The organism is Dyella sp. 333MFSha (assembly GCF_900102405.1).
GTDB lineage: Bacteria > Pseudomonadota > Gammaproteobacteria > Xanthomonadales > Rhodanobacteraceae > Luteibacter > Luteibacter mycovicinus.
The window spans coordinates 1-12,098 of sequence record NZ_FNBR01000003.1; the positions used below are offsets into that span (position 1 = coordinate 1).

A 12,098-nucleotide genomic window follows, 5' to 3' on the forward strand; every position below is an offset into this window, starting at 1 on the left:
ATCGTGATGCCGCGTGCCTTCTCTTCCGGCGCCGCATCGATCGAACCGTAGTCCTTGAACTCGCCACCGAAACGCTCGGCGCCGATCTTGGTCAGGGCAGCCGTGAGCGTGGTCTTGCCGTGATCGACGTGACCGATGGTGCCGACGTTGACGTGCGGCTTCTTACGTTCGAACTTACCCTTTGCCATGAGCGCTAAACTCCGCTGGAGCCAATGAGATAGTAAAAAAGGAACCGCCGCGGGCGACGAAGATGGTGCTCATGACTGGAATCGAACCAGCGACCTCTTCCTTACCAAGGAAGTGCTCTACCGACTGAGCTACATGAGCACGAAACGCAGCGCGCGTAAGATCAATGGAGCGGGAGACGGGAATCGAACCCGCACAATCAGCTTGGAAGGCTGAAGTTCTACCATTGAACTACTCCCGCACTGCGCGGAACTCGTTTGGTGGAGGAAGGTGGATTCGAACCACCGAAGGCGTAAGCCAGCAGATTTACAGTCTGCCCCCGTTGGCCGCTTGGGTATTCCTCCAACATAGAACGCCTATTGTCGCGAGCGCCCCGGAAACTGTCAATAACTTCCGCACGTAAAATACACATGCCTTGACCGTTTGCCGACGCCCGGACAGCCCACCGATACGGGTTGTCGGTGAGCGAGCCGCGCAGTGTAACGAGGCGGATCGCCCTTGGGAAGCGTTTTGTCAGGCCTCGCGCGTGGCGAGCACCAGTGGCTCCATCGCACGCGACATTTCCATCAGCTTGAGGGCGTACTCCTGCAGGCGCAGATCCCTCTCTTCCACCGGCTTCCAGGGCGGAACCGGGGTCGGCTTGCCGCCGTCCGCCTTGTCCATGGCCACGAAGACCATCACACAACTGGTGGCCAGACGCTGTTCGCCGCTACGGAGGTCCCGTGCGAGAACGTCCACCGCGAGGTGCATGCTCGACGTGCCGGTATGGATCAGACGGGCGCGGACGGTCACGAGGTCGCCGATGAGAATCGGTGCAAGGAACTGGATGCCACTGACCGAGACGGTCACGCAATAGGCGCCACTCCAGCCCACCGCACAGGCGTACCCTGCCTGATCGAGCCACTTCATGACCATGCCGCCGTGGACTTTGCCGCCGAAGTTCACATCGGTCGGTTGGGCCAGGAAACGGAATTCGACTTCTCGCTGGGTGCCGGACATGCCGCTACCTTGCTGGGGAAAAGTCACATTATGGCCGCTGGGCGGCTTGTCGGACCGCCCCGCGCGGCATAGATTCGAAGCCATCGTCCCCGGGAGCGCCCCATGGTCCTTCGCAGCGTCGCCTCGCGACTCGCCCTGGCAATGCTTTTGGGGTCGGCGATCATCATGGTCGTGACGGGCGGCCTGCTGCTATCCCACACCCGCGAGCAGACGCTTGCCCAGACCCAGCGCGAAGCGGCCGCCGTCGTCCAGTCCGCCGCCGTCCGCATCCAGGGGCGCATCGATGGCGTCGCCACGATCGGGCGCACCGTCGCCGCCCTGCTCCACGATCGTCGCGACCAGGCACCCTCGCTCATTCGCGACGCGCTCGCCGCCAATCCGGAAATCGTCGACATCAGCGCCGCCTTCGTGCCGCGGGACAGCGCGGCGGTACGCGATCAGGACGCCCCGGTGGTACGTCGCGATCCCGACGGCAAGCTGACCGCCGGCAGCCGGAGGACGGACGCGGAGCCCTACTGGACATCCGACTGGTTCGTGCAAGGCCTGAACTGCGACAGCGGCTGTTGGCAAGCGCCATTCCGGATGGCCGGTCGTCCCGAGACCCTGGTGGGCTATTCGGTCGCGATACCGGGCACGAGCCGCATCCCGGTCACCGGCGTCGCCGACGCGACCATCAGCCTCGACTGGCTCCAGCGACTCCTCAGCCAGCTTGGCAAGCCTGAACACGCTTCCGCGTTCGTGGCCGACAGCGACGGCATCTTCCTCGCGCATGACTGGACGTCGTACATCGGCAGCCGGGCCAGCCGCCCTCTGAGGGAGGCCATGGCGACGGGAAAGAACCCGGTACGGCTGACGCCCGAGATGGGCGCGCGCGTGAGCGAGCCCGTCTGGGTCTACTACGTACCGATTCGTGGGACCGGCTGGATCTTCGGACTGAGCATGCCTGAGCGCGCCGTGCTGGCCGACCTCCGGCGCACCTACATGGTGGACATCCTGCTGGGATTGCTGGCGCTCGCCGGCGTCTCTCTCATCGCACTCATCGTCACACGCCGCCTGATGGCCCCACTGGGCGTCCTCGCCGAGCGCGCGGAAAACGTGGCGCGAGGCGACCTGGATTTCGCCCTGCCCGACGTCCGGCGGAACGACGAGGTAGGTCGCCTCACCCGGGCCTTCGACCATATGCGGCATCAGCTCGCGGGCCATATCGATACCGCGAAGCGCACCGCCCGTGAGCAGGAGCGTATCGCCAGCGAGCTGGAGATCGCCCGCCAGATCCAGCTTGCCCTCATCCCGGAACCGCGCTGGCTCGCCGCGGACGGTCGTATCGAGCTGTTTGCCGCGCTGCGCCCGGCCAGTGCGGTGGGCGGCGATCTGTACACGTATTTCGCGCTCGGCGCGAAGCACGTCTGCGTCATGGTCGGCGACGTCTCCGACAAGGGCGTGCCGGCCGCCCTGTTCATGGCGCGGACGATCACTCTCGCGCGCACCATCGCCACGCACGCACGGTCGCCGAGCGACATCCTCGCCGCGCTCAACCGTGAGCTGTGCAAGGGCAACGACACCTGCATGTTCGTCACCCTCCTGTGCGGTGTCGTGGAGACCGAAACCGGGATGCTCAGCATGGCCAGCGCCGGGCACGAACAGCCCGTACTGCACGCCGGCGGAAGCGCCATCCTCGTCGACGTCGAAACCGGCCCCGCCCTCGGCCTCGATCGCGAAGCGCGCTACCCTGTGCGGGTGATGACACTGCTGGGGGGCGACACCGTAATCATGTACACCGATGGCGTCAGCGAAGCGCACGCAGGCAATCAGCGCCTTTATGGCGCGGATGCCTTGCTCGACAGCGTCTCGCGCATCGGCGAAGGCGCGACACCGGAGGCGCTCGTCACCGGCGTTCTGAACGACGTCGACGCTTATGTCGAGGGCGCCCCCGCTTACGACGACATCGCACTGCTCGCGCTGACCTGGCACGACGCCGGGGTGAAAGGAGTCCGCCTCGATGCGGTTGCGCATTCCTAATCGTCTCGAGGACGTGTTTCTTGCCCTCGACCGCGCCGGGAGCGCGCTCGAACGCGGCGACGTCGATCCCGCCTGTCGCACGGACGTCCGCCTCGTGCTCGAAGAGCTGCTGGTGAATACGGTCCGTCATGGCTATCCCGACGGGCGCGACGGCAGCATCGAGATTCAGCTGGACATCGGCAACGACATGGTCCGACTCGAGCTGCGCGACGATGCCATGCCCTTCGATCCGCTGGAACCGGAACCGCCGGAACTCCCTGGCGATATCGCCCTGCGCGACATCGGCGGACTCGGCTTGCATCTTGCACGCAGCATCGCCAGCGATTTCCACTATGCACGCGACGAACACGGCAACCGTGTCGTCATCCGCTTCGATCCATCCCTGTCCGACGAGCCTGCCCCATGACCCTGATCGTTCGCAGTGAATCCCCGACCACCGACCGCAGCACCGTGTGGCTGGAAGGCCGCCTCGATGCGGCGACCTTTGGCGAATTCGACGACGCACTGCGCGATATCACCCCGCTCGTGGACAACGGGGGCACGCTCATCATCGATCTGTCCGCCCTCGATTACATCAGCAGCGCCGGCCTGCGCAGCCTCGCGCAGCTACGCAAACAGATGCAGGATCGTGCCGGCCGCACGCTGCTGCTCAACCCGCAACCGCAGGTGAAGAAGGTTTTCGAGATCGTGAAAGCGGTGCCGGTCGCGGAAGTATTCGCCAGCGTGGCCGAGCTGGATCAGTACCTGGATCACATGCAGCGGCAGATCACCGGCTGAGGTCCGTTAGCCGCTCTTCGCGGTATCGATCAGGCTGGCGCGCAGCGTTTCCAGCTGCGCCTTCAGACCGACGAGTTCATCGATCTCGCAACCGGTCGCGCAGAACACGTCGACGGGAACATGCCCGGTTTTCTCGCGCAACGCCCTGCCTTCGTCGGTGAGCGTGACGAGGACCTGCCGCTCATCGCGCGTACCGCGCGTGCGCACCACGTGGCCCGCTGCCTGCAATCGCTTCAGCAGCGGGGTGAGCGTGGCCGAGTCGAGAAACAGCCGGTCGCCCAGCTCCGACACGGTGATGCCGTCGCGCTCCCACAGCACGAGCATGACAAGGTATTGCGGGTAGGTAAGGTCCAGCTTTGCCAGTAGCTGGCGGTAGAGCTTCCCCATCGCGAGATTCGCGGAATACAGCGAGAAGCACAGCTGCCCGTCGAGGGTACGCGGGGCTTCTACGCCTTCAGGCAGCGATTTCTTGCTCATGCCCCGGAATGTAGGGTCGTGGATATTGAATTGCAAGCGATTGAATTGCGCGGCGCAAAAAAAAGGCCTCGCGCGAGCGAGGCCTTTCTTTCTTTACCGATGGCCCACCAGTATCAGACGTTGAAGCGGAAGTGCAGAATGTCGCCTTCCTTCACCAGGTAATCCTTGCCTTCCAGACGCAGACGCCCTGCTTCCTTCGCGCCCTGCTCGCCGTTGAACTTGATGAAGTCGTCATAGCCCACCGTCTCGGCACGGATGAAACCGCGCTCGAAGTCGGTATGGATGACACCGGCCGCCTGCGGCGCGGTGGACCCGGCGCGGACCTGCCAGGCACGGACTTCCTTCTCGCCGGCGGTGAAATATGTCTGCAGGCCAAGCAGCGTGTAGCCTGCGCGGATGACGCGGTTGAGGCCCGGCTCTTCGAGGCCGAGGTCCTTCAGGAACTCGTCGCGATCGGCGTCGTCGAGCTGGGAGAGCTCTTCTTCGATGGCGGCGCAGATGGGCACGACCTCGGCACCCTCTTCCACGGCACGCGCACGCACGGCGTCGAGGTGCGGATTGTTCTCGAAGCCGTCTTCCGCCACGTTGGCGATGTACATCAGCGGCTTCATCGTGATCAGGAACATGTCGCGGACGAGGGCTTTCTCCTCGGCATCGAGGCCAGCCGCACGGGCCGACTTGCCCTGATCGAGCGCGACACGGAGCTTCTCCAGCACCGGTTTCTTCGCGATCGCGTCCTTGTCGTTGGCCTTGGCCGAACGCGTGGCGCGGTCGAGCGCCTTCAGCACGGCCTCCAGATCGGCCAGCGCCAGCTCGGTATCGATGGTCTCGATATCGGCGATCGGGTCCACCTTGTTCGCCACATGAATGACGTTGCCGTCTTCAAAGCAACGCACGACGTGCGCGATGGCGTCGGTCTCGCGGATGTGCGCGAGGAACTTGTTGCCCAGACCCTCGCCCTTCGACGCGCCCGCCACGAGACCGGCGATGTCGACGAATTCCATGGTGGTGGGAATGACGCGCTGCGGCTTCACGATGCCGGCCAGCGCGGTCAGGCGCAGGTCGGGCACGGGGACGATGCCGGTGTTCGGCTCGATCGTGCAGAACGGGAAGTTGGCGGCGGCGATGCCCGCCTTGGTCAGCGCATTGAAAAGGGTGGACTTGCCGACGTTAGGCAGGCCGACGATGCCGCATTTGATGCCCATGGCGATCTTGGTCCGGTAAAGGTGATTGGTGCGGTCAGGCGACCGTGTGCAGGCGCTTCATCGCCTCTTCGAACTTGCCATCCAGCGCCAGCGGCAGCACGTCGAACGCGCGCCCGATGCCGTGCATGATGGCGTCCTCGTCGGCCGCGTTGGGGCGACCGAGCACCCACGGGGTGACCTTGTCCTTGTGCCCCGGGTGGCCGATGCCGACCCGCAGACGGTGAAACTTGCCGTGCCCGAGATGGGCCACGATGTCACGCAAGCCGTTCTGGCCGCCGTGGCCACCATCGAACTTCATGCGGACGGTGCCGGGCGGGAGGTCCAGTTCGTCGTGGGCGACGAGGCACTCTTCCGGCGCGATCTTGTAGTAGCGCAGCGCTGACGCGACGGCGATGCCACTCTTGTTCATGAATGTCGCGGGCTTGAGCAGCCAGACGGTCTCGCCACCGATACGCAGCTTGCAGGTCTCGCCATGCAGCTTGCCGTCGAAGGTCCAACGCTCCCCCTGGTCCATGGCCAGGGCGTCGACACACCAGAACCCGGCATTGTGCCGGGTCCTGACGTATTCGGCCCCGGGGTTACCGAGGCCGACGATAAGACGAAGTGTCGCCATAGACCGAAGCGGGTGCGGCCCGCGGCGCCGGAGCGCGCGGACCGCCGCCGATTACTTCTTGTCTTCGGTCGAAGCGTCGCCTTCAGCGGCCGGCGCTTCCGGATCGACTTCTTCCTGGATCGAGGCGACGGTCACGACGGCGACGTCGTGTTCCTTGCCCAGGGCCAGTTCCGGGATTTCCACGTTGGCCGGCAGCTTGAGGTCGGACAGGTGGATGATCGAGCCGGCGTCGAGCGTGGCCAGGTCGAGTTCGATGAACTCCGGCAGGTGCTTCGGCAGGCACGAAACCACGACTTCCGTCAGGTTGTGCGAGATGACCAGACCCGAGGTCTTGCCAGCCGGCGACTTTTCCTGGTTGAGGAAGTGGATGGGCACGGCGACCTTGACGGCCTCGTTCTCGTTAACGCGCAGGAAGTCCATGTGCAGCATGAGCTGACGGAACGGGTGCTTCTGCCAGTCCTTGATCAGAACCTTCTGCTTCTTGCCGTCGACCGTGAGGTCGATGACCGAGGAGTAGAACGACTCGAAGCGCGAGCCGAGCAGCACGTCGTTGTGGAGAACCTGGATAGCCTGCGGAGCCTCGTTGGCGCCGTAGACGATAGCCGGCACGTAACCCGCGGTACGAAGGCGGCGGCTCGCACCCTTCCCTTCGATCTTGCGGCTCGTGGCGGTGAGCTGATGATTGGTAGCCATGGTGTTGCCTCAAGTAAACCGCCTCACGGCGGTGGTAAAGGGCTTCCCCGCGACCAGGGAAGCCCGAAAAATCAGATACTTAGTCGATATATAGCGAACTGACCGATTCACCGAAGGCGATCCGGCGGATGGTCTCCGCGAGCAGTTCCGCGACCGACAACTGACGGATTTTCGCACAGTTACGGGCGTTGTCGCGCAACGGCAGCGTATTGGTGACCACCAGCTGGTCGAGCGAGGAGCCTTCGATGTTGGTGATCGCGGCGCCCGACAGCACCGGATGGACGCAGTAGGCGACGACCTTGCGGGCGCCCTTTTCCTTCAGCGCGGCCGCGGCGGCGCACAGGGTGCCGGCGGTATCGACGATGTCGTCGACCAGAATGCAGGTCTTGCCTTCGACGTCGCCGATGATGTTCATGACCGTGGCCACGTTCGCCTTGGGCCGGCGCTTGTCGATGATCGCGAGATCGGCGTCGTCCAGGCGCTTGGCGAGCGCGCGAGCGCGCACCACGCCACCGACGTCGGGGCTGACCACGATCAGGTCGTCCATGCTGTGATGACGCCAGATGTCCGCCAGCAGTACCGGCGAGGCGTACACGTTGTCGACCGGAATATCGAAGAAGCCCTGGATCTGGTCGGCATGCAGGTCGATCGTCAGCACGCGGTCGGCGCCGGCGGTCGCGATCATCTTGGCGGCCAGCTTGGCCGTGATCGGCACGCGCGACGAGCGCGGGCGACGATCCTGGCGGGCATAGCCGAAATACGGCATGACCGCGGTGACGCTGCCGGCCGATGCGCGCTTGAGCGCGTCGATCATGACCAGCAGGTCGAACAGATTCTCCGCACTGGGGGCACCCGTCGGCTGAATGACGAAGACCTCCTGCTTACGGACGTTTTCTTCGATCTCGATCTGCGCTTCGCCATCGCTGAACCGGCCGATGAGGGCCTTGCCGAGCGGGATGCCGAGCCGCGCGGCGACATCGTCGGCGAGCGCACGGTGCGCATTGCCGGTAAACAACATCGGGGTGGACGTGTCCACGGAGGAACTCCTGGCGTGAGATGGGTGGGTATCGGCTATGTGCCACCGTGAGGTGGCTGGGGCGGCAGGATTCGAACCTGCGCATGCGGGAATCAAAATCCCGTGCCTTAACCAGCTTGGCGACGCCCCAACAATTCGTTCCGGCGAGCCATCCGGCCCACCTTGGCTTTGCCGCAGCCCGCGGCCCTTCCCGTCCTTACGACATGTGTCCTTGAGCAGCGTCGATCCGGTCCCGCGTCACCAGCAGCGGGGAAGGATCGATGCCCACCGCCACGTGGGCGACGAAGCCCGCGGGACAGCGTGAGGCGATGCCGAGCGCCGCCTCGTGGGTTCTTGTTTCGAGAAAAATGCAACCGCCGCTGCCGGAAAGCCGCGCGCGACCGAAGCCGCCCAGCCAGTCCAGTGCCGCCGCCACCCGCGGGTGACGCGCGCGAACCACAGGCTCGAAGGCGTTCTCCGCGGAATCCCCGGAAACAAAGGCCGAAATTGTCGCCTGAGGGGCATGACGTGTCAATTCGGGCGCGGCAAAAAGTGCCGCGGTGGGCACGTGCTCGCGGGGATCGACGACGACGTACCAGCGGCGGGGCAGACGGATCGGCGTCAGCTGCTCGCCCACGCCCTCGGCCCAGGCGGAGCGGCCCCTGACGAAGACCGGCACGTCGGCACCGAGGCGGACCGCCAGGGCCGCCAGGGCATCTTCATCCAGGCCCGTTTTCCACAAGGCGTTCAGGCCCACCAGGACGGTGGCGGCATCGGAGCTGCCCCCGCCGAGACCGCCGCCCATGGGTATCCGCTTGAACACCTCGATGTCGGCGCCCAGGGCGGTGCCGGTCTCGGCGGCCAGGAGGCGCGCCGCGCGAACCGTCAGATCGGCATCCTCCGGGACACCCGCCACCGGGGTCGGACGCGCGATCCTTCCATCGTGGCGCACGCGCAGGCGAACCTCGTCGCCCCAGTCCAGCAGGCGGAAAACCGTCTGCAAGGCGTGGTAACCGTTGTCGAGGCGGCCGACGATCCGCAGAAAAAGATTGAGCTTGGCCGGGGCCGGCCAGACGGTCCAGTCGCCCGGCGCCAGCGGGGCCAGGTCGCGACTCATGAACACGCGCAGGTGGTCGGGGAAACCGTTTTCGCGGTCGCGTTCCAGTGCCCGGGCGAAGCCGGGCGCGTGCTTGTCGACCACCACGAAGCCATGCTTCGCGTAGAAAGGCGCATTCCACGGCACGTCGGCCAGCGTGCCCAGGTCGACGCGACGGAAGCCGGCCTCGCGCGCCCACTGACAGGCACGCTCCAGCAGCGCCGCACCGATGCCCTGGCCACCGAAAGCGGGAAGCACGTCGATTTCAGCGATGCCGATCGCATCCGGGCGCCCATCGGTCTCGAGGCAGACGAAACCGACGACCTCGTCATCCACCGTGGCGACCCAGACACGCCCCCGGGAGATCAGTTCGTGGACGATCTCGCGCGGCAAGGCCATGGACGAATACGACGGCCACGCCGGATGTCCACGGAACAACGCCACGGCGGCACGCTCGATGTCGCACAGCCGCTCGGCGTGATCCGCGACGGCGCGGGTGATCTCAAAGTTCATCGCGGGAGCCGGATGTGCACGGGGCGCCGAGTATAGCGGCCACCTATTTCGCGAAGGACCAGTCCTCGATCGCCAGGCGCACCTTGTACGGTGCCTTCTCGGCGAAGACGCGGGCGGGCATGGCCGGCTGGCGCGTGGCATCCCACGTCTTGTAGTCGACGGTCCAGCCGTCCTGGATGAGACGTGAGGGCAAGCGGTCGGCGCCAAACGTGATCTCGGCTGGCCCCGTATCGGCGCGCAGCCCCAGGGCCCAGCGCTTCAGTTCGCCCAGAGGGATCTGCCAGCCCACCGTGCTCGCCATGAGCGACTCGGCGTCGGCGCCATGGCGGGTACCGCCGTCGAGGCCTTCGAGATCGGCACCGTCGGGGCCACCGGTCAGGCGGAACGTACGGCCGGTGATCGGCCCACGCACCGTGAACTCGTAGCGCTCACCGTCCTGCCGCCATGTGAGGCTGCCGGAGTTGCTGTCCTTACCGTCGGAAACCGACAACTTACCCTGGAGCGTCCAGTGGTCGGTATCGGCGAGGCTGCGTTCGCGCTGCTCCTGCATGCCCAGCGTGGCGGCGTCGCCCACGTTGCGCACGGGAGCGCGAGTGGTCGCGCAGGCGGTAAGGAGCAACAGGGGCAGTGCGGCAAGGAGCGTTCTGGCGGTCTGGCGCATGAATACGGGATCTTCTGCAGGAGCGCGCCATGCGCGCGATCGGGGCGGACGCGGCCTAGGGACGCAGCTTTTGTTCGGTCTTCCGCAGCGCCGCGTTTTTCGGGTCGAGGCGGCGCACTTCGTTGAGCACCTTACGTGCCTCATCGTGCTCGCCCCGTGTCCACAGGACTTCGGCGAGGTGCACGCCGATGTCGCCGTCCTTGTGCTGTGTCCAGGCGCCACGCAGGGTGGTCTCGGCCTGGTCCAGCTGCCCTTGCCGGTATTTCAGCCAGCCCCACGAGTCGGCCACGGACGGATCGTCGGGTCGCGCGGCACGGGCGGCCTGGATCAGATTCTGGGCTTCCGGCAGATCGCGGTCGTTGTCGGCGAGGGTGTAACCCAGCGCATTGCTCGCCTCGATGTCGCCGGGCTTCAGCTCGAGGACCTTGCGAAAGTCGGCCACGGCCTGATCGATCTTGCCGGCCTCGGCGTTGGCGAGCCCGCGCGAATACAGCATGTCGGTGTCATCGGCCTTGACCTGCAAGGCCTTGTCATAGGCATTGACCGCCGCGTCGAACCGACGCGCATCCATGTACAGCTCGCCGTCGAGCGCGAAGGCCTTGCGCAGCTGATCGGGGCGGTCGGCGTACTGGGTCTGCAGCTCCGCCACGATCTCGTGCGCGTCGTCGTCCTTGCCCTGCAGGTGCAGGATCACGGCGCTGCGCACGGATGCATCGAAGATCCGCGGATCGTCGTCGCCGACCGCGGCATACCAGTCCAGGGCGTCTTCCTGCTTGCCGAGCAGTTCGGCCAGCTGTCCGAGGGTGAAGGCGTTATCGGCCTGAACGTCATCCGGTTGCCGGCGGATCTCGTCATAGAGCTTGCCCTCGGCCGCCTTGTCGCTGGCACGCGCGGCGAGGGTCATCCGCATAAGGTAAGTGTCGACGTCCTGGCTTCCGGTGGCCAGCACGCGGGCGGCCGCCTTCTCGTCATCGCCCTGCGCCAGCAACGTGGCATACGCGAGGCGGAGATGCGTGTTTTTCGGATCCCTGGCGACCGCCTTGGCGAACAGCCGCTTCGCGCCTTCCTTGTCGCCCGCGCGGAATTTCTGCTGCGCCGCCCAGCCGTACGTGGTGGCGTCGTGGAAACGGGCCTGCGCGCCCTCTCCGATCGTTTTCGCGTAGTCATGCCGACCCAGGCTTTCCCCCAGTTCGGCCATGGCCAGCCAGGCGGTGGAATCGTTGGGAAGCCGCTGCGGCGTGGCGATGCGCTCGAGCAGCTGCCCGGCCTGGGCGGCGTCCCGGGCGGTGACCAGGGTCCGACCGAACTCACGCCAGGCATCGGGGTCGCCGGTGCCGACCATGATCTCCATCTGGCGCTGCGCCTCGGCGGTATCGCCGCGATCCAGAGCCATCCGCGCGCGGGATTCGGCAAGCTCGAGCGGCTTCGCGCCGAGCCTGGCCCAGCGATCCAGCGCTTTCGCGGCGGCGTCCTGGTCATGCACGGCCAGGGCCAGCTCGGTCGCCCGGGCGGCCACACGGGGGTCGTCGCCCAACTGGGCCGCGCGGCCGTAAGCGTCCGATGCCGCCTTGAGATCGTTGGCGGCAAGGGCGAAGTCGCCCGCCATCAGTTGCGCCTGGAGGTCGCGTTCGGGGGGCAGAATCGCCACCTGAAGCCGGTCGAGGGGCTGGACACCCGTGCGTACGGCCTGGGGCGCGGTCCGCGGCGCCGTGGCGCAACCGGACAGGGCCGCGAGGGCACCGACGACCACATATTGACGCACTCGCTTGAACTTGGACCGACCGCTCAGCACACTACTCTCCGATTTCGTCCGATAGCCGATGCAATAAGCCCGGCCCTTGTGA

At 65.9% G+C, this 12,098-nt stretch carries 13 protein-coding genes and 4 tRNA genes; 3 read left to right on the forward strand and 14 right to left on the reverse strand.

From position 1 onward, the window contains the following. The 5 genes from BLT40_RS13320 to BLT40_RS13340 form a co-directional block, all read right to left on the reverse strand. The coding region (locus BLT40_RS13320) for a GTP-binding protein (RefSeq protein ID WP_231873829.1) at positions 1-188 on the reverse strand (188 nt) is incomplete at its 3' end. A gap of 63 nt (positions 189-251) precedes the next feature. Further along, positions 252-327 (reverse strand) — tRNA-Thr (locus BLT40_RS13325). Positions 328-353: 26 nt separating this feature from the next. Further along, positions 354-427 (reverse strand) — tRNA-Gly (locus tag BLT40_RS13330). Positions 428-444: 17 nt separating this feature from the next. Further along, positions 445-530: transfer RNA gene (locus BLT40_RS13335), tRNA-Tyr, on the reverse strand. A 169-nt stretch (positions 531-699) separates the two neighbouring features. Continuing rightward, entirely contained in the window at positions 700-1,185 is a 486-nt protein-coding gene (locus BLT40_RS13340; protein WP_036115531.1) for an acyl-CoA thioesterase, read from the reverse strand. A 102-nt stretch (positions 1,186-1,287) separates the two neighbouring features. On the opposite strand from BLT40_RS13340, the gene BLT40_RS13345 reads away from it, so the two are divergent. From BLT40_RS13345 to BLT40_RS13355, 3 genes are read left to right on the forward strand one after another with little or no spacing between them, the layout of a single operon-like run. Further along, a complete protein-coding gene (locus tag BLT40_RS13345; protein WP_090353989.1) occupies positions 1,288-3,204 on the forward strand; it encodes a SpoIIE family protein phosphatase in 1,917 nt (638 codons plus the stop codon). Continuing rightward, a complete protein-coding gene (locus BLT40_RS13350; RefSeq protein ID WP_052191137.1) occupies positions 3,185-3,610 on the forward strand; it encodes an ATP-binding protein in 426 nt (141 codons plus the stop codon). The genes BLT40_RS13345 and BLT40_RS13350 overlap by 20 nt, the downstream gene beginning before the upstream one ends. Continuing rightward, positions 3,607-3,981: an STAS domain-containing protein gene (locus BLT40_RS13355; protein WP_036115534.1), complete on the forward strand. Its 375-nt coding sequence runs from the start codon at positions 3,607-3,609 to the stop codon at positions 3,979-3,981. Before BLT40_RS13350 ends, BLT40_RS13355 begins: the two co-directional genes overlap by 4 nt. A 6-nt stretch (positions 3,982-3,987) precedes the next feature. Here BLT40_RS13355 and BLT40_RS13360 read toward each other — a convergent pair whose 3' ends face one another. From BLT40_RS13360 to BLT40_RS13400, 9 genes are all read right to left on the reverse strand, one after another. Further along, positions 3,988-4,458, reverse strand: coding sequence for a MarR family winged helix-turn-helix transcriptional regulator (locus tag BLT40_RS13360; protein ID WP_079522489.1), 471 nt, complete (start codon positions 4,456-4,458; stop codon positions 3,988-3,990). Positions 4,459-4,571: 113 nt separating this feature from the next. After that, positions 4,572-5,663 carry a redox-regulated ATPase YchF gene (ychF, locus tag BLT40_RS13365; protein ID WP_090353993.1) on the reverse strand — a complete coding sequence of 364 codons (1,092 nt, stop codon included), beginning with the start codon at positions 5,661-5,663 and terminating at the stop codon, positions 4,572-4,574. Between the two features lie 34 nt (positions 5,664-5,697). After that, the gene (gene pth / locus BLT40_RS13370; protein ID WP_036115540.1) at positions 5,698-6,276 is read right to left on the reverse strand and encodes an aminoacyl-tRNA hydrolase; all 579 of its coding nucleotides are present in this window, start codon (positions 6,274-6,276) and stop codon (positions 5,698-5,700) included. Positions 6,277-6,327: 51 nt separating this feature from the next. Continuing rightward, positions 6,328-6,969, reverse strand: a complete 642-nt coding sequence (locus BLT40_RS13375; protein ID WP_036115544.1) for a 50S ribosomal protein L25/general stress protein Ctc — start codon at positions 6,967-6,969, stop codon at positions 6,328-6,330. A gap of 79 nt (positions 6,970-7,048) precedes the next feature. Continuing rightward, positions 7,049-7,987 carry a ribose-phosphate diphosphokinase gene (locus BLT40_RS13380; RefSeq protein WP_036118253.1) on the reverse strand — a complete coding sequence of 313 codons (939 nt, stop codon included), beginning with the start codon at positions 7,985-7,987 and terminating at the stop codon, positions 7,049-7,051. Positions 7,988-8,058: 71 nt separating this feature from the next. After that, positions 8,059-8,135: transfer RNA gene (locus tag BLT40_RS13385), tRNA-Gln, on the reverse strand. A 66-nt stretch (positions 8,136-8,201) separates the two neighbouring features. Further along, positions 8,202-9,593 (reverse strand): 4-(cytidine 5'-diphospho)-2-C-methyl-D-erythritol kinase, encoded by a 1,392-nt coding sequence (gene ispE / locus BLT40_RS13390; protein WP_079522486.1) that lies wholly within the window; start codon positions 9,591-9,593, stop codon positions 8,202-8,204. 43 nt (positions 9,594-9,636) lie between these two features. Next, positions 9,637-10,254 carry a lipoprotein insertase outer membrane protein LolB gene (gene lolB / locus BLT40_RS13395; protein ID WP_079522485.1) on the reverse strand — a complete coding sequence of 206 codons (618 nt, stop codon included), beginning with the start codon at positions 10,252-10,254 and terminating at the stop codon, positions 9,637-9,639. A gap of 55 nt (positions 10,255-10,309) precedes the next feature. Continuing rightward, positions 10,310-12,016: a tetratricopeptide repeat protein gene (locus BLT40_RS13400; RefSeq protein ID WP_255364014.1), complete on the reverse strand. Its 1,707-nt coding sequence runs from the start codon at positions 12,014-12,016 to the stop codon at positions 10,310-10,312. Positions 12,017-12,098 lie beyond the last annotated feature (82 nt).